Annotated in this window: 17 protein-coding genes; 8 read left to right on the top strand and 9 right to left on the bottom strand. The window is 70.0% G+C overall.

The window, feature by feature from the left end; translation table 11 throughout:
- Positions 1–164 precede the first annotated feature (164 nt).
- Both ACFY1J_RS11030 and ACFY1J_RS11025 read left to right on the top strand, forming a co-directional pair.
- Entirely contained in the window at positions 165–962 is a 798-nt protein-coding gene (locus ACFY1J_RS11030) for an SAM-dependent methyltransferase (protein ID WP_390731089.1), read from the top strand.
- Positions 963–1020: 58 nt separating this feature from the next.
- Positions 1021–1680 (top strand): hypothetical protein, encoded by a 660-nt coding sequence (locus ACFY1J_RS11025; RefSeq protein WP_390731088.1) that lies wholly within the window; start codon positions 1021–1023, stop codon positions 1678–1680.
- Between the two features lie 28 nt (positions 1681–1708).
- Here ACFY1J_RS11025 and ACFY1J_RS11020 read toward each other — a convergent pair whose 3' ends face one another.
- Genes ACFY1J_RS11020 through ACFY1J_RS11010 form a run of 3 tightly spaced genes read right to left on the bottom strand, consistent with a single transcriptional unit; the run spans position 1709 to position 2807 of the window.
- The gene (locus ACFY1J_RS11020; RefSeq protein ID WP_390731087.1) at positions 1709–2212 is read right to left on the bottom strand and encodes a hypothetical protein; all 504 of its coding nucleotides are present in this window, start codon (positions 2210–2212) and stop codon (positions 1709–1711) included.
- A gap of 22 nt (positions 2213–2234) precedes the next feature.
- Entirely contained in the window at positions 2235–2594 is a 360-nt protein-coding gene (locus ACFY1J_RS11015; RefSeq protein WP_390731086.1) for a hypothetical protein, read from the bottom strand.
- A gap of 42 nt (positions 2595–2636) precedes the next feature.
- A complete protein-coding gene (locus ACFY1J_RS11010) occupies positions 2637–2807 on the bottom strand; it encodes a hypothetical protein (RefSeq protein ID WP_390731085.1) in 171 nt (56 codons plus the stop codon).
- 340 nt (positions 2808–3147) lie between these two features.
- Between ACFY1J_RS11010 and ACFY1J_RS11005 the strand changes: the two genes are divergently transcribed.
- Positions 3148–4659: a hypothetical protein gene (locus ACFY1J_RS11005; protein ID WP_390731084.1), complete on the top strand. Its 1512-nt coding sequence runs from the start codon at positions 3148–3150 to the stop codon at positions 4657–4659.
- 3 nt (positions 4660–4662) lie between these two features.
- On the opposite strand, the gene ACFY1J_RS11000 is transcribed toward ACFY1J_RS11005, so the two are convergent.
- The 3 genes from ACFY1J_RS11000 to ACFY1J_RS10990 all read right to left on the bottom strand — a co-directional run bounded on the left by ACFY1J_RS11000 (position 4663) and on the right by ACFY1J_RS10990 (position 7253).
- Positions 4663–6309, bottom strand: a complete 1647-nt coding sequence (locus ACFY1J_RS11000) for an APC family permease (RefSeq protein ID WP_390731083.1) — start codon at positions 6307–6309, stop codon at positions 4663–4665.
- Positions 6310–6447: 138 nt separating this feature from the next.
- Positions 6448–6984, bottom strand: a complete 537-nt coding sequence (locus tag ACFY1J_RS10995) for a hypothetical protein (protein ID WP_390731082.1) — start codon at positions 6982–6984, stop codon at positions 6448–6450.
- Complete coding sequence (locus ACFY1J_RS10990) at positions 6981–7253, bottom strand: hypothetical protein (RefSeq protein ID WP_390706108.1); 273 nt, start codon at positions 7251–7253, stop codon at positions 6981–6983. The genes ACFY1J_RS10995 and ACFY1J_RS10990 overlap by 4 nt, the downstream gene beginning before the upstream one ends.
- A 355-nt stretch (positions 7254–7608) precedes the next feature.
- Between ACFY1J_RS10990 and ACFY1J_RS10985 the strand changes: the two genes are divergently transcribed.
- From ACFY1J_RS10985 to ACFY1J_RS10975, 3 genes are all read left to right on the top strand, one after another.
- The gene (locus ACFY1J_RS10985) at positions 7609–8841 is read left to right on the top strand and encodes an FAD-dependent oxidoreductase (RefSeq protein ID WP_390731081.1); all 1233 of its coding nucleotides are present in this window, start codon (positions 7609–7611) and stop codon (positions 8839–8841) included.
- A gap of 138 nt (positions 8842–8979) precedes the next feature.
- Positions 8980–10212: a glycoside hydrolase family 88 protein gene (locus ACFY1J_RS10980; RefSeq protein ID WP_390731080.1), complete on the top strand. Its 1233-nt coding sequence runs from the start codon at positions 8980–8982 to the stop codon at positions 10210–10212.
- 98 nt (positions 10213–10310) lie between these two features.
- A complete protein-coding gene (locus ACFY1J_RS10975; protein ID WP_390731079.1) occupies positions 10311–12008 on the top strand; it encodes a hypothetical protein in 1698 nt (565 codons plus the stop codon).
- Between the two features lie 44 nt (positions 12009–12052).
- Here ACFY1J_RS10975 and ACFY1J_RS10970 read toward each other — a convergent pair whose 3' ends face one another.
- Positions 12053–12445, bottom strand: a complete 393-nt coding sequence (locus ACFY1J_RS10970) for a DUF3883 domain-containing protein (protein WP_390706112.1) — start codon at positions 12443–12445, stop codon at positions 12053–12055.
- Positions 12446–12635: 190 nt separating this feature from the next.
- On the opposite strand from ACFY1J_RS10970, the gene ACFY1J_RS10965 reads away from it, so the two are divergent.
- Together ACFY1J_RS10965 and ACFY1J_RS10960 are read left to right on the top strand one after the other, a co-directional pair.
- Positions 12636–13811, top strand: a complete 1176-nt coding sequence (locus ACFY1J_RS10965; protein WP_390731078.1) for a S1 family peptidase — start codon at positions 12636–12638, stop codon at positions 13809–13811.
- Between the two features lie 178 nt (positions 13812–13989).
- Complete coding sequence (locus ACFY1J_RS10960; protein ID WP_390731220.1) at positions 13990–16275, top strand: AbfB domain-containing protein; 2286 nt, start codon at positions 13990–13992, stop codon at positions 16273–16275.
- Positions 16276–16297: 22 nt separating this feature from the next.
- On the opposite strand, the gene ACFY1J_RS10955 is transcribed toward ACFY1J_RS10960, so the two are convergent.
- Positions 16298–16453, bottom strand: coding sequence for a DUF6131 family protein (locus tag ACFY1J_RS10955; RefSeq protein WP_390706114.1), 156 nt, complete (start codon positions 16451–16453; stop codon positions 16298–16300).
- Positions 16454–16548: 95 nt separating this feature from the next.
- On the bottom strand, positions 16549–17154 hold the full coding sequence (locus ACFY1J_RS10950; RefSeq protein ID WP_390706115.1) for a TetR/AcrR family transcriptional regulator: 606 nt from the start codon (positions 17152–17154) through the stop codon (positions 16549–16551).
- Positions 17155–17214 lie beyond the last annotated feature (60 nt).

Raw genomic sequence — 17214 nt, 5'->3', positions numbered from 1 at the left:
ACTCCGGACATGACAGCCTCCCCCTGGTAGCACTGACAAGCAGTCAGGGAATCATCACACAAGGTGAGCGAGGAAGACGGGAACAGGTCTCCTTACCTGCAACTCCGCTCCTGTGCACGGTAGTTGGTGTGCGAAACTGTTGGCACCGTTGAGAGGAGCGCGGTGTGACCCAGGACGGCGTGCGTGCCGAGGAGATAGACACCAGCAGGCCGCATCCTGCCCGGATCTACGACTACTTGTTGGGCGGCAAGGACAACTACGAGGTGGACCGCGAGGCCGGCGAGGAACTCGCCGCCGCGGCGCCCGAGGTCCGGATCGGTGTGCGGGCCAACCGCGCCTTCATGCAGAGGGCTGTCCAGTACGTCGTCGGCAGCGGTGTCCGTCAGATCCTCGATGTCGGTACCGGGCTGCCCACCTCGCCGAACGTGCACGAGATCGCTCAGGACGCGGCACCGGACGTGCGCGTCGCGTACGTCGACAACGATCCCATCGTGAGCGCGCACGGCAACGCGCTGTTGAGCCGCTCCGGCTCGACCAGCATCGTGCTCGGCGACCTGCGCGACCCGCGGGCCATCGTGGATCACCCCGACGTCCGCCAGGTCATCGACTTCGACGAGCCGGTCGCCCTGCTCCTCGTCGCCGTCCTGCACTTCCTCACCGACGCGGAGCAGCCCACGGAGGTGGTCGCCACCCTGCGCGACGCACTTTCGCCCGGCAGCTTCCTGGTGCTCTCGCATGCCACGGGCGACTTCGCCGATCGCAGTGGGGCGCAGGCCATCTACAACAGGGCCACGGCCACGCTGAATCTGCGGTCCCGCGCCGAGGTGGAGCGATTCTTCGACGGCTTCGAACTGATCGAACCGGGCCTGGCCCAGGTTCCGTTCTGGCGCCCGGACGCACCGCCACCGGCCAGATCCGCCGAGATCGGCTTCTACGGGGGCGTGGCGCGCAAGGCCGGCTGAATGGCCGAGGTCATCGCAACGGGACGGCTGGAGAAGCCGGGACGGTCATACTGTGCGCATGCATCTCGGGGTGGTCACGGCGATTCTCTACTGCCTGCAGTTCAGCCGGGAGCTGAGTGACGAAGAGGTCGAGCGCATCGCCGGCATGGTCATGGAGCGGCCGATCTACGACCTCACCGTCGAGGAGCAGTACGCGGGCATCGAGGCCGCCCTGACCGTGGACGCCTGGGAGCAGGACCTGTCCTGGCAACCGCACGACGAGCCGGCCGTACGGGATTTCCTGCGGCGCCTGCTGGAGCGTCTGGACGCGCTGCGGCCGTGGCAGGAACCGCCGACGCGCAGCCTCGGGTTCGACCGCTGGCAGGAGTACAAACGCGGGGCGCTCCTGGCTCACGTACGGCTGTACTCGCCGGCGCAGGACACTCTGCACGCCAGGCTGCGCACCGTACCCGAGGACGAGCACCGGCTGCGGGCGGTGGTGCTGCGGCTGCGCTCCGGGGACGAAGTCGCCGTGGTGGCACCGCCCTTGCCAAAGGGATACGACGCGGTGCTGATGGCCGTGCCACCGCATCGGCCCGCCGCGCAGGTGATCGAGGCGTTCGTGACCCACACGGGATATGAGCGCGAGCGGGTGTCCGAGGCGGTACGACGGCGGTGGGGACGGGGCAGGCAACGGGAGGGAAAGCTGCCTCCCGGGCTGCGGCCACTGCGCGACTGAACCGGGCGCCCTTCAACCGACGCCGAGGTCACCGCTGCGGGGAGACGACCTGGTCGTGCACCGCGGCATACAGCTTCGACATGGCATCCCGGACCCGTTCGAGATCCTCGTCGTCCAGCGCGGCGAGGGCATTGGCCGCCGCCTCGCGCACCGGATGGGGTACTTCGTCCTCGGCCGCGAGCCGATAGGCGACGGTGCGGCGTGCGGCGCGCTCGTCGTCCGTGACGCCACCGACGTTCATCGGGAAGACGGCCGCCTGGTAGTTGGCCACGCCGACGAGGACGCCGTGCGCGATGCCGTCGGCGTAGCCGCGCGTCGTCGCCTCCTGCCGGGCGGCACGGAAACCGGCCATGGCCCGCCGCCGAACGAGCAACGCGCCGACGACGGAACCCGCCCCGGCGATCACCCCTACGACCAGTGCCACGATCCAGCCGCCGAGCAGAGCGCCGAGAAGTCCGCCCGATGCGGTCACCAGGCAGGCTATGCCGACGGTCACCAGCACGAGGGCGCGTTCGGGTGTCAGGGTCTTCACGCCGTGCAGTCTGCCAGGCCGGTCAGCGCCGTATCGATGTCTCGTTCTCTTCCCTCCCACGGAAATTCCTTGGGACGTTGTCGATCTCGTACGGGAACATGGGGCTGTGCCACTGCCCTACGTCCACCGCGTCACCAAGTACGACCCCACCGACCGTGACGAACACGGCCACTACACCGGCGATGAGGACGTCGTCAGCGATCACGGCGAGGTCGAGTCGGCCTGTCTTGAGGCCGTCGAGGCATTCGCCACGGAAGCCGGTGTCGACCGCTTGTCCGTACGCGAGCCACAGATCCCCGCCCGTCTGCACTTCGGTGCCCAGCCGCCTATGAGGGACTTCGGGCTGGAGGGACTCCTCCCGGCCGGCCTGGCCGGCTTTCACGACGGAGCGGAGATATCGCTCGCCACGGGGCTGGAGCTGGTGCTACGTCGGCAGCAACCGGCCCTGCGAGAAGGCGCCGGCGCGGACCCGCGCGCTCGGCTGTTCCCGGAACGCCTGACCGCTTCCCCGTACGACATGGAAACGGACGGGGAACAGCAGGTCCAGCGACCCGGGCGACGACGAGTTCTGGGCCGGCCTGCACTGGTCGGTCACCTCGGGACGCGCCGGGCTCCTGGAGGAGACCTACGTCGAAGGTGCCTCACGCCGGCACCGCCTCACCTCCGCCACGATCGACTCGGTACGGGCCGGGATCGCTCCCCGCGCCCGGCCGGCCGTGTGGCCGGACCTGTCCTCCGACATCGAGTTGGCCGCCCCGATCTCGGGTGCGGAAACCGCGGCGCTCCTGGCCGCGTACACGGACGAGCGTGTGCCCTTGTTCACCGCCGTCATGCCCGACGCGGACGCACTGGTACGCGCCCGCCGGCGCACCGATCCGACGCCGGGTGGCCGGAGTTGGGCCTTCCGCAAGACCCTTCGGCGAGATGATACTTCCGTGAATCGTGTGCTGTACGGGCTCGCCCTCAACCCGTCCCTCCCGGCCGGGCTGGTCGACAGGCTGATCGAGATCGCGGACACCGAACTCGCCGAGGCTCTCGCGTACCGTCACGACCTGAGCCATGCCCAGGCGGTGGCGCTGGCCGGGCGCGTCGAGGAGGCAGCGGTGCAACTTGCCTACGAGGGCAGGCTGACCGTTGCCGACATCGATCCGGTGGCACAGCCGCGGGCCGCGCTCGCCCTGCTGGAAGAGAACGCGGGCAGCCCGGAGTGGGCCCGCCGGCTCGCCACGGACCCGGTCGTGGAGCACCGGGAGCGACTGGCTGCCTGTCCCGGCCTTCCGTCCGACGTCCTGGAGACACTCGCCGCCGACCCGGACGTACGAGTCGTCGCGGAACTCGCGCTGTGGACGACGCCGGACATGGCGGCCCGGCTCGCGCGGCACCCGCACGCCGAAGTCCGCAGCGCGGTGGCGGCCAACGAGTCGACGCCACCGGATGTCCTCGCGATGCTGGCTACGGGTGAGGGCATACCGCCGGCCCAGCGGTGCCTGGTCTGCGATCGCGAGGCCACGCCCTTCGTGCACGATCCGAACTGCCCACGGCCCGACTGCGATCTGCTGCCGGGCGCCGCGTGCGACGGTTCCCACGAGTCCACCCTTGACGCGCTGCGGGAGAGGGCGCTGCGCAACCCGGCCACACCGATCGACGTTCTCATCGGCCTTTCCGACCACTCCTCACCGGTGCTGCGCTGGGAGTTGGCCGCCCGCCCCGACCTGCCGCCGCGGCTCTGCGAACGGCTTGCCGATGATCCCGCTCCCGGTGTCCGGGCCGACCTCGCGAAGAATCCCGTGATCGGTGAGGCAGTGATGCGCGTGCTGGCCACCGACCCCAGCCCGGATGTGCGGCGCAGCGTCGCACTCAACCCGAACGTGCCCCTCGATCTGCTCACCGACCTGGCCGACACCGCAAAGATCGGCTCGACCCTGCTGCCCCGGATCGCCGCCGCTTCTCCGGCGGAGGTCATGAACCTGGCCAAGTCCCCGCATCCGGGCGTACGGATGCTCGTGGCCGAACGACGTGACCTGCCGGACGAGATCCGCGACGTACTTGCCGTCGACCCCGACGCGAAGGTGCTCAAGTCGATCGCGGGGCACCCGGGGCTCTCCGAAGCCCAGTTGTGCTCCATGGTCGACCGGCACGGCGTCCGGGTCGCCGCCAAGGTGGCGGCCAACCCGGACACGCCGCCCGCGCTGCTGGAGGAGCTGACACGGCATGAACCGCCGGTGCAGAAGGCGTTCCGCGTGGTGGCCCGGCACCGTAACGCCACACCCCTGGCGCTGCTGGTCTGCCTCGCGGACAGGCAGGCCCGGCCGATGGCCGCCCGGCATCCTGCCCTGCCGCCCGACGTCCTGATCGAGCTGCTCGGCGACGAGGACCGGCAGGTGGTCGAGGCGGCCGCCGCGAACCCCGCGCTGCCGCTCGCGGTGATGTCCGAGCTGGTGCCCTGACCCTCAGACGACGCCCTCCTCCTCCGGCACGACGACCTGGTCGACCATGTGCTGGATCTGTTCCGTCGGCAGCGCGACCGCCATGGCCCAGTAGTAGATGCCGACGCTGAAGGCGGCCGTGACGGCGATGTCCCACCACAACGGGAACCACGGGTGCTTGAGGGGCCCGAAGTCGCTGAGGTAGACGATCAGCCCCATGCCGATGAGGTAGGCGGGCAGCCACTGGGCCGCGCGCAGGTCGAGCTGGGGCGTGATGGGGTTCATCTTGAACACCCGGTTGGCGATCAGGATGACGTAGCCGATCAGGATCGCGACGCCGAGCTTCCAGTCGGTGGCCCAACCGGACCACAGGATCAGCAGGTTGGCGACGATGAAGGCGAGCGGCGACATCCAGCTGCCGCCGGGCAGCCGGTAGGGACGGTGCGCGTCGGGCAACCGCCTGCGGAACACACCGAAGGACAGCGGAGCACCGGCGTACATGAGCACACTGGCGCTGGTGATCAGTCCGACGAGGGAGCGCCAGCTGGGGAACGGCAGGAAGCAGATGCACCCGATGACGAACGCGGTGATCAGGCCGATCCAGGGGACTCCGCGCCGGTTGGTGGCCTCGAACGCGGAGGGAACGTAGCCGTTGCGGCTGAGGCCGTAGGAGACCCGGGAGGATCCGGTGATGTAGATCAGACCGGTCCCGGCGGGGGAGACGACGGCGTCGAGGTAGAGGATCGTGGCCAGCCAGCCAAGACCGATGAGCGTGGCGACCTGGGCGAACGGACCGCTCAGGGCGGTGAACGCGGAGGTGGCCCAGTGGCTGCCGATCTGCGAGGCGGGCAGCGCGGCGAGGAACGTGACCTGGAGGAGGATGTAGATCACGATGCCGATGACGATCGATCCGATCACCGCCCGCGGGATGTCGCGCTTGGGATGGGCGCTCTCACCGGCGAGCTGGTCGGCCTGCTCGAAGCCCAGCAGCGCGAAGATGATGCCGCTGGTGGAGACGGCGGACAGGATGCCCTTGGCTCCGTAGGGGGCGAATCCGTCGGCCGCGGTGAAGTTGCTCGTGTGGAACTGGGCAACGGCCAACACGAAGATCGTCAGCAGCGGGACGCCGACCTTCCACCAGGTCGCCGCGCTGTTGGTGCGGGCGAGCAGACGGATGCTGAGGAAGTTGATGGCCGTGATGACCGCCATCAGTCCCACCGCGACGGCGATGCCGGGCGGGGTCAGGACGTGCTCGCCGCCCTTGATCTTCTCCCAGCCGCTGGCCCAGGAGTAGTGCTGGGCGTAGGTGATCATCGCCAGCACCTCGATGGGTGCCACCGTGGCAGCCTGCAGCCAGGAGAACCAGCCGAAGGAGGCGCCCGCGGCTCCGCCGTAGGCGTAGTGGGGGAAGCGGGCGGTCCCGCCGGAGACCGGATACATCCCGCCGAGCTCGGCGTGCACCAGTGCCAGGATCAGGATCGCGAGGCCGCCGATGCCCCAGGAGATGATCGCCGCGGGCCCGGCCGCCGCCAGGGCTGCCTGTGCGCCGAACAGCCACCCGGAGCCGATGATCGACCCCTCCGAGGCCCAGATGAGGCCGATGAAGCCGATCTCGCGCCTCAGGCCCGGCCGATGGGTTCCCGCGGAAGGCGACTTTTCCGATACGGCCATGTGCCACACCCCCTGACAAGGGTGATGCCCCTCTCCATCGTGCCACCGTGCGAGGCACTCGGCCGTGGCCGTGAGCTGGAAAATTGACCTGCGCGTGGGCTGTCGCGGACCTGGTCACCGTGGGGGAGACGCTCAACGTCAGCGTGGTGGGTCCGCGTCGGGGCAGCCCGTCAGTTGGCGTGACGACCATTGGAGGTGCAGGAGCTTGTAGGCGCGGCGGAAGATGTAGGCCGCCGTGGGCAGTTCGACGAAGACGGCCAGCCCGGCGGACGCCCAGACGTCGGGCGTACCGACGGCGAGTGACGCATCGAACCACGCGTCGCACACGAGCAGCACCGCGGACGCCAGTGCCGGGATCACCACGGCACGGTGCCGGCGAAAACCGAGGACGGCCGTGGCCGCGAAGGCGGTGAGCAGCAGCAGGTCGAAGCCGACCCAGGTCACCCGCCAGGAGTGGACCTGATAGTCGGAGGGGAGCGTCAGGCCGAGGATCACCGTCCAGGGAATCAGCCCCAGCGCGGACGCGGCCAGCAGCTTTATGGTGTGCCGACGGCGCCGCTCGAACTGTTCGTCCCGGCCGGGGTGGCGCGCGGCGGCGGAGCGTACCGGCGGGGCGGTCTCCATACGCGGGCGCGGGGCGGCGGCCGCCGCCGGATTGCTGGTTGCCTGGCTCATCGCCGGACCGGTTCCTCGACCGATCCGCGCGTCCGTGCCGCGGGGTACCGGCTCGCCGTGCGGCCGGCGGTCAGCCAGCCGAGAGTGGCCAGCAGCACTCCGGCCAGGGCGTTCGGGAGCTGCCGGCTCAGCAGCATCACGAGGGCCGCCGCGTCCAGGCCCACGACCAGCAGAACCAGTACGGCACGGCGCCGTGCGGCCCGTGGATCCCCAATCGCCCGTCGACGGCCGGGACGGGCGTGCAGCAGGCCGGGTGTGAGAACGCTCATCGCCGTCACCTCTCCCGGCACTCTGGGGTGTGGTCCATGTCCGCCTCCAGCGAAAATCGCGGATGCACACGACAACCGAGGAAGCCCGCGCCGGTATTTCCGGATCCCGCCCGGAGAGCCGTCGTCGGCGCGTGACGTGGGACACACACTCCCCGAGCCCGTCTGCGCGGCCCTGAGTTCACCTTCTTACGATCAGCGAAGCGGATGGAGGCCGACTCGGCTGTCGCTCGATTCCAAGCGGCGGTACGCGTCGGCCGTACGTGGATCAGGGAGCGTCGACAAGTCGATCCGGGCAGGCGGGAGTATGATATTCATCGGGTGATGAATTACTGCTCTCCGGAAAGGCAGGGCCGTGATGGAGCGGACCACGTGCTGTGTGGTGGGAGGTGGCCCCGCCGGCATGGTGCTCGCGCTGCTGCTGGCGCGGGCCGGCGTCGCGGTGACGGTGCTGGAGAAGCACGGCGACTTCCTGCGTGACTTCCGCGGCGACACCGTGCACCCCTCGACGCTGGCGTTGCTCGACGACCTGGGTCTGGCCGAGCGCTTCGCGCAGTTGCTGCAGCGCAGGGTGCGTACCGTCCAACTGCCCATCGGGGCCGGCCGGTCGGCGGTCACCGTCGCGGACCTCGCGGTGCTGCGCGGCCCGTACAACTACGTTGCGATGGTGCCCCAGTGGGACCTGCTGGACCTCCTCGCGGACGAGGCCCGGCGCGAGCCGTCCTTCGACCTGCGGATGAACACCGAGGCAACCTCCTTCCTGGTCGAGGGCGGACGGGTGACCGGAGTGCGCTACCGCACCTCCGACGGCGCCACCGGCGAGCTGCGTGCCGTCCTCACGGTCGCCTGCGACGGCCGCGGATCGCTGGCCCGCTCCCGGCCGGAGCTGGGGCTGCGCCGGTTCGGCTGCCCGATGGACGCCTGGTGGTTCCGGCTGCCGCGGCACGAGGGCGATCCGAGCGGGCTCGTCGGCGGCGCGGGCGACCACTTCCTGACCGCGATGATCGACCGCGGGGACTACTGGCAGTGCGCCGCGCTCATTCCCAAGGGCACCGACGCGGAGCGCCGGGCCGCCGGTCTCGGCCGATTCCGGGCCGACTTCGCCGCCGCGGTCCCCTGGGTCGCGGACCGTACGGACCACCTGCGCTCATGGGACGAGGTCAAGCTCCTCGACGTACGTCTGGACCGGCTGCGCCGCTGGCATCGCCCGGGACTGCTGTGCATCGGTGACGCCGCGCACGCGATGTCCCCGGTCTTCGGCATCGGGATCAACCTCGCCGTGGAGGACGCGGTGGCCGCCGCCCGGTACCTCGTCGAGCCGCTGCGCCGCGGGAGCGTGGGCCTGCACGACGTACGCGGTCTGCAGCGCCGCCGCCTGCTCACCACGGTCGTCACACAGGGGCTCCAACGGATCGCCCATGCCCGTGTCATCGCTCCCGTCCTGCAGGGGCAGCCGCCCCTCGGCAGCGTGGAACGCGCCCGGCGCATGGCCGGTCTGCTCACCGGGTCACGGTTCGTACGCCGTCTGCCCGCGTACTTCATCGGGTACGGCGCGCTGCGTGAGCGTCCACCGGCCGTGGCTGTCCGATAGCCGCGGAGCGTCAGCCGCGAGGCGTGGCGTGACATTCACATACATGAAAGCTGCTCACGTGGGTGTACAGCCTCGGAGCTGCTGTGCAAGGCTCACGTCAACGTCCTTGCACCGCAGCCTCGTTGAGGGAAGGCGCCCATGAGTGTTTCCCGGCGTACTGTGCTGGCCTCGGCCGCCGGAGTCGCGACCGCGTGTGCCGCTACCGAGCAGACCGCGCAGGCAGCCGATCATCCGGCGTCGGTGACCGCTGTGCGCGTCCTGCGGGACGCGGCCGACTATGCGGTCGGGAAACTCGCGGCAGTCGGGCCCGGAGTCAGTGCCTTCCCCGTCGGGACGAAGTTCGAGAAATGGGTGTACTCCCAGAACGGGGACTGGGTCGGCGGCTTCTGGCCGGGGACGCTCTGGATGGCTTACCTCCACAGCGGGGACGACGCGTTCCGTACGCTGGCCCTCGATGCGGCGGGGCGGCTCGCTCCCCGCCGGTACGACACCACCACCCACGACCTCGGCTTCCTCTTCTCTCCCTCCTGGGTCACGGCCTGGCGTCTCACGGGTGACGACAAGTGGCGGACGGGCGCTGTGCAGGCGGCCGACTCCCTGCTGCGGCGGTACAACCCGCGCGGGCACTTCATCCGGGCATGGGGCGCGCTGAACGATCCGCACAACGCCGGCCGGATCATCATCGACACGATGATGAACCTCGACCTGCTGGCCTTCGCGAGCCGGCAGACAGGCGACGAGAAGTACCTTCGGGCCGCGGTGGACCACGCGAACACCGCTCAGCGGGTGTTTCCCCGCGCGGACGGGTCGACCCCGCACGCCTTCGACCTCGATCCGGACACGGGCGCGCCCGTCGGTCCCGCCACGGTGCAGGGCTACAGCTCCTCGTCCTGCTGGTCACGCGGGCAGGCGTGGGGGATCTACGGGTTCACGACGATCTACCGCCGGACCGGTGAGCGGCAGTTCCTGGCAACCGCCGGCCGACTGGCGGACTTCGCGCTGGGCGCGTTGAGCGGTGACTGGATTCCGGTCTGGGACTACCGGGCACCCCAGCAGCCCCATGACATCAAGGACGCGTCGGCCGGCGCGATCATGGCCTGCGGGCTGCTCGACCTGTCCGCCGCGACCGGCAGACGCCACTACCGCGAGGCGGCACTGCGCCTGCTCGTCGCGCTCTCGCAGACCTGCCTGACCAGGAAGTCGTCCCGTGCCGAAGCGGTCGTGGCCCGCTGCACGCGCAACCGGCCGGCCGAGGACGGGATCGAGATATCGCTCCCCTACGCCGACTACTACCTGCTGGAGGGCATCCTCCGCGTCCTCGAGCCGCAGGAGGTCGACCGGGCCATCGACCTGTCGACGGTACCCGCGTGAGACGACCTGAGGCGAAGCCGCCGAGGCCGCCGCGGGTACATCGCAACATTCCGGATGAACAGCGAGTTTTCCGTCGGCCCGGATAGGGTCGGAACACTGTGAACTACTACGAGCTGGGCAGCCACCGCCGACGCGTGACGACATCGTCCCCCGAGGCCCAGACCTGGTTCGACCGCGGACTGGTGTGGACGTACGCCTTCAACCACGAGGAGGCCGTCCGCTGCTTCGAACGCGCCGCCGAGGCCGATCCCGACTGCGCCATGGCCCACTGGGGCATGGCCTACGCCCTGGGCCCCAACTACAACAAACCCTGGGAGTTCTTCGACGAGCACGACCTGGCGCGGACCGTCGAACGCACCCACGCCGCCGTCGAGCGCGCGCACGCCACGGCGGCGTCCGCCACCCCGGTGGAGCGCGCCCTGATCGACGCGCTGCGCACCCGCTACCCGCGGGCTGTGGCCGAGGACCTCGCGGGTCTGTCGGTGTGGAGTGCCGCCTATGCCGAGAGCATGCGGGCCGTCCACCAACTGGCGCCCGACGACCTCGACGTGGCGACCCTGTACGTGGACGCCTTGATGAACCTCACCCCCTGGCAGCTGTGGGACATCCGCACCGGCCTCCCGGCCGCGGAGGCACGCACGCCGGAGGCCAGGGACGTGCTCCAGCGGGCGATGGCGACGGAGGCGGGCACATCGCATCCCGGCCTGCTGCACATGTACGTCCACCTGATGGAGATGTCCCCGACGCCCGAGGCGGCCCTGACGGCCGCCGACCGGCTGCGGGGTCTGGTGCCCGACGCCGGACACCTGCAGCACATGCCGTCCCATCTGGAAGTGCTGTGCGGCGACTACCGGAGAGTGGTTTCCGACAACGCCGCGGCGATCGCCGCCGACGAGAAGTACCACGCGCGCGAAGGCGCCTTGAACTTCTACACCCTGTATCGCTGCCACAACTACCACTTCCGGATCTACGGCGCGATGTTCCTCGGCCGCCTCCAGGACGCGCTCGACACGGCGGAGCGGCTCGAAGCCGCAGTGCCGGAGGAACTGCTGCGTGTGGAGAGCCCGCCCATGGCCGACTGGCTGGAGGGATTCCTCGCGATGCGGGTGCACGTCCTGATCCGCTTCGGACGGTGGGACGACGTGCTGCGCCTGCCCATGCCCGCCGACCCGCGGCTGTACTGCGTCAGCACCGCGATGCTGCACTACGCGCGCGGCGTCGCGCTCTCCGCCACCGGCAGGATCGCCGAAGCGGAGGAGGAGCGTGCGCTCTTCCGGGAGGCAGTGACCCGGGTCCCGCGGACACGCATGCTGTTCAACAACACGTGCGCGGACATCCTGGCCATCGCCTCGGAGATGCTCGACGGCGAACTGGACTACCGCAAGGGCGACTACGACGCCGCCTTCGCCGCGCTGCGCCGCTCGATCGAGCTGGACGACAACCTCCCCTACGACGAACCGTGGGGGTGGATGCAGCCGACCCGGCACGCCTACGGCGCGCTGCTGCTGGAGCGGGGCCTGATCGCGGAGGCCGAGGCGGTCTACCGCGCCGACCTGGGCCTGGACGACACGCTTCCCCGGCCGCAGCAACACCCCAACAACGTCTGGTCGTTGCACGGGTACCACGAGTGTCTCCAACGACTCGGCCGGACCGGTGAGGCACAGATCGTGGCCCAGCAGCTGAAGTTCGCGGCAGCGACGGCGGACGTGCCGATCACGGCGTCCTGCTTCTGCCGTCTGGACGCGGGGCCGCACGACGACGCCTCGGGTGACGGCTGCTGCACACCACGGGCGTGAGGTGAGTTCCCGTGGTGTCCGGCGCCGCCGCCGTACCGCGGAACTCAGTGCAGCCGCTCGGCCACGTCGTACTCGGCCGCCTTGAACGTGGGCCAGTACGTGATCTGGGGCTTGGACCGCTCGATCATCGCCAGCAGCGCCTGTCCGTGCAGGACGCGCACCGCGACCTTGGCGCCGTCGCGGCCCGCGAGGTTGTCGACCACGTAGAGGTAGTAGTGCTCGGGGTCGGCCTTCGCGGCTGTCACCTGCCGCTGTTCCAGCGGCAGCGCCTCGCTGCGCGCCGAGCGGCTGAAGGCCTTCACCTCGATCATCCGCGGCGGACTCTCGACGTCGTACGGGAGGCCCGAGGTGCGGACGTCCTTGGGATCACGTCCGGCGGCCCGCTCCAAGGCCATCACATGCGTGATGGCAGCCTGTTCCGTCTCCCTGTTGCCCACGGCACCCCCTCGTCGCGGCTACCCATGATGCCGTGAAGCTCCTCGGCTCGGGAAGCGATTCCGATTCGCCGCTGCATTGGCATGGACCTGACGGCCAGGGGTGGCTAGGCTCTGCTGCGCCATGAATGAGAGCGCTCTCGGGAATCGGCTGTTCCATCCCCCACTCCTGGAACGACGAAGGGCAACTCCCATGAGACGCACGAGAATCGCGCACGTCGGCCTGGCTGTTCTGCTGCTGCTCGGCGGCCTGGGTGCAGCAGGTACGTTCCCCGCCTCGGCGAGCGGCTCCGAGGCCGCGTCCGCCGAACCCGCAGCGTCCGCCGCACCCGCTTCCGACGGCGTGCTGTCCGCCATGCAGCGTGCTTTCGGCCTGTCCCGCGACCAGGCCGAGGCGCGGCTCGCGGCCGAGCGGACCGCCGCGGCGCTCGCTCCGAAGGCACGCCGCGCGGCCGGTGCCGCCTATGCGGGCTCCTGGTTCGACGACTCGCGCGGTCGTCTGACGGTGGCGCTCACACCGGACGCGTCGGCCGCCACCCGCCGCACGATCCGGAGCGCCGGGGCCGGCATCCGCACGGTCGAGCACAGCCTGCGGCAGCTGAACGCGGCGAAGGCGCGCATCGACCGGCTGTCCGCCCCTTCCGGGGTGAGCAGCTGGCGCGTCGATCCGATGGCCAACACCGTCGTCGTCGACGTCGTCCGCGACCGCCGAGCTGACAACGATGTCCAACGCTTTGTGTCCCGGGCCCGCGAGTCGGGTCCCGTGACCGTCGAGACCGTCGCCGCGGCGCCGCAGACCTTCGCCGCGGGCACGGTCGGCGGCGACCCTTACTACACGGGCAACGTCCGCTGCTCCATCGGGTTCTCGGTGTACGGCGGCTTCGTCACCGCCGGTCACTGCGGCCGGCCGGGCGCCGGGGTCAGCGGCTGGGACGGCTCGTACATCGGTACCTTCCAGGGCTCCTCGTTCCCGGGCGACGACTATGCCTGGGTCAGCGTGGGCAGCGGGTGGTGGACGGTGCCGGTCGTGCTGGGCTGGGGCACCGTGCCCGACCAGCTCGTGCGCGGCTCGGCCGAAGCTCCCGTCGGCTCCTCGATCTGCCGTTCGGGATCGACGTCGCACTGGCACTGCGGGACGGTGCTGGCCAAGAACGAGACCGTCAACTACAGCCAGGGCACGGTGTATCAGCTGACGAAGACGAGTGTCTGCGCCGAACCCGGCGACTCCGGAGGGTCGTTCATCAGCGGAGACCAGGCGCAGGGCGTCACCTCGGGCGGTTGGGGCAACTGCGCCGGCGGCGGTGAGACCTGGTTCCAGCCGGTCAACGAGATCCTCAACCGCTACGGGCTGACCCTGCACACCTACTGACCGCTCGCCCGCGGTCGCGTCCCTGGGGTTCCGCGCGAGGTCCGGCGGAACCCCACCGCCGCCGTGCCGTACACACCAGGGAGCAGACATCATGGTGAGACTCCTGTCCCCCCGATCGTCCTCGACCCCCGGGCCGCGCCGGACCTGGAGCCGACTACTGGCCACCGCCGCGGTGTTGATGCTGACCGTCACCGTCCTGCTGGCCTCCGGCGCTCACCCCTCCCGTGCCGCCGAGGCCGCCTGGACCCCCAAACCCGCGCCGATGTCCACCCCGTGGACGGACCAGGTCTCCGTGGACCACCCCCTGCCGGACTATCCGCGCCCGCAGCTCACCCGCCCCGACTGGGCCGATCTGAACGGCATTTGGGACTTCGCGGTCACCTCCCGAGACGCCGCTCGGCCCGCGACGTTCGGCGAGCGGATCCGTGTGCCGTTCGTGCCGGAGTCCGCGCTCTCCGGCGTCCAGCGCAAGATCACCGGGAACGACAAGCTCTGGTACAAGCGCGCCTTCACCGTGCCCGCCGGCTGGCGCGGGCGTCACATCCAGCTCAACTTCGGTGCCTCCGACTGGGAGACGACCGTCTGGATCAACGGCCGGCAGGCGGGCGCCGCACACCGCGGCGGCTACGACTCCTTCTCGTACGACATCACGCCCCTGCTGAACGACGGCACCAACACCGTCGTCGTGTCCGTGTACGACCCGACGGAGACCGGCGGCCAGGCCATCGGCAAGCAGCGTGTCCAGGACGTCACCCCGCACCCCGGCCACAGCATCGTCTACACCGCCTCGTCGGGCATCTGGCAGACGGTCTGGCTGGAACCGACCGCCGCGGCGCACATCACGCGGCTCGACATGGTCCCGCACCTGGAGGACGGCACACTGCACGTGACGGTGCGCGGCGCCGCGGCCCAGGGCGCGCCCGTCAAGGTCACGGTCTCCAGCGGGGGCACCCCCGTCGGCAGCGCCACGGGCACGGTCGGCACCGAATTCTCCGTGCCCGTGCCGAACACTCACCTGTGGACGCCCGACGACCCCTTCCTCTACGACATCACCGCCCAGCTGACCGGGAGCGCCGACGCCGACCGGGTCGGCGGTTACGCCGGTATGCGCTCGATCGCGGTGAAGGATGTGAACGGGGTGCGCCGGCCCGTGCTCAACGGCCGGTTCGTCTTCCAGACGGGCACCCTGGACCAGGGCTACTGGCCGGACGGCATCTACACCGCGCCCACCGACGACGCCCTCAGGTTCGACCTCCAGAAGCACAAGGACCTCGGCTTCAACATGGTGCGCAAACACATCAAGGTGGAGCCGCAGCGCTGGTTCTACTGGGCGGACCGGCTCGGGCTGCTGGTGTGGCAGGACATGCCGTCCATGGACAGCGCAAGGACTCCGGACGGCGCGGCCCGCACCCAGTGGGAGAGCGAGTACCGGGCCGTCATCGACCAGCACCGCAGCTCGCCCGCGCTGATCCAGTGGGTCGACCAGAACGAGGGCTGGGGCCAGTACGACCAGGCGCGCATCGCGGACATGGTCAAGGCGTACGACCCCTCGCGCCTCGTCGACAACATGAGCGGGGTCAACTGCTGCGGTGCCCAGGACGGCGGCAACGGCGACGTGATCGACAACCACAACTACGTCGGACCCGGCAACACCCCGACGGAGCCGGTACGTGCCTCGGTGCTGGGCGAGTACGGCGGCCTCGGCTACCGGGTTCCCGGCCACGAGTGGTACCCGGGTGGCGGCTTCAGCTATGAGGACCAGCCCAGTCCGGCGGCTCTCGACGACCGGCTCGTCGGCCTGCTGGACGGCATCCGGGAGAACTCCATGCCTGCGGGTGGTCTGTCGGCCTCCGTCTACACGCAGATCACCGATGTGGAGAACGAGGCGAACGGGCTGATGACCTACGACCGCCAGGTCGTCAAGGTCGACGAGGCCCGTGTCCGGGCGGCCAACCAGGCGCTGATCGCCGCGTCCCGTACGCTCGGGCCGACGGTGAAGCTGCCGCTGGAGCAGTATGTGTCGATCCGAGTCACCACACCCGGCTACACCGACCGTTACATCCGTCACTACGACGGGCTCGGCTACACCGAGGTGGTGACCGCGGAAAGCGGCGCCCTGCTGAAGCAGGACGCCACCTGGAAGGTGAGGCCGGGCCTCGCGAACAAGCTCTGCTACTCCTTCGAGTCCCGCAATTACCCGGGTGAATACCTCCGCCACCGCGACTTCCGTGTCCGGCGCGAGGCGGGCGACGACTCCGCGCTCTACAAGGCCGACGCGACCTGGTGCCCCGTCCAGGGCAGCGGAGGCATCCGGTTCTCGGCGTCCGACTACCCGGGCCAGTATCTGCGGCACATGAACGCCGAGCTGTGGCTGGCACAGCGGGGCGGCTCGCACGCCTGGGACAGCCCGGGCAGCTTCACCGAGGACACCACCTGGGCCGTCGAAGGCCCCTGGGCACCCTGAACACGGGAGTTGCCCTCCGTGACTACCAGTAATGACGTCGGCCGGCCACCGCGTGCCCCATGGAGCCCAGGATCCAGAAAATGGCACCGAGCACCATGAGAATGACTCCGATGGTCCACAGAATCGAGATTCCGGTGACGAAGCCGACAACGAGCAGGACAAGACCGAGGATAAGCATGACCGCCTCCTCTGCTGACTACTGAGGTGTCTCCGAGTTCGGGTACCCCCAGGAACGTTCGACTATCTGCTCGGCACCCGAAATTCCCACCATGCTCAGCCCTGTGTGACGAGCCCTTGGCCGGCGGACTCGTCGGCGGCTCCCCGTGCCACCAGCAGAAGGGCGTCGACGAGGTCGTCCGCCGGGCTGCCGGTGGCCAGGCGCCGCAGTTGCAGGCCCATCACCACGGCGACGGTGGTGGCCGCGAGGCGTTCCGCGTCCGGGACGCCCAGGGCGGTGAGGATCTGGGCGGCGAGCCGGTCGTAGGCCCGGAACGCCTCCGACGCCGCCTCGCGCAGCCGTTCGTCGCGCCCGGCGTGGATGTACAGCTCGAAGGGCGCGAGATGCGCGGTGTCCAGGGCCGTACCGCAGGCCACCTGGCCGGCCAGGGACGCCGCGTCGTCTATGTCGAGGTTCTCGGTCTGGCACTGGTCGGCCAGCTCGGTGAAGTGCCGGGCCTCCTCGCGCACGAAGTACAGCAGGCTCTCGCGCAGCAGATCGTGCTGCGTCTCGAAGTGATATGTGACGGAGCCGAGCGAGACGCCGGCCTCCTTGGCGATCCGTCTGTTGGTGACCGCCGCGACCCCACCGTCGCCGATGATCTGCAGGACGGCGGTGATGATGCGCTGACGTGTCGGGGTGGTGAGGGCGGCCTTGGGCATGCCGCCCATTGTTCCACCCGTGGTGTGCGCCGGATGACGTACGAGGTCACAGCGGTGCGG

Origin of the sequence: Streptomyces sp. NPDC001406, from assembly GCF_042895285.1 — a bacterium.
GTDB lineage: Bacteria > Actinomycetota > Actinomycetes > Streptomycetales > Streptomycetaceae > Streptomyces.
Note: the sequence above shows the minus strand (reverse complement) of the source record. Positions and strands in the feature narration are given on the sequence as shown.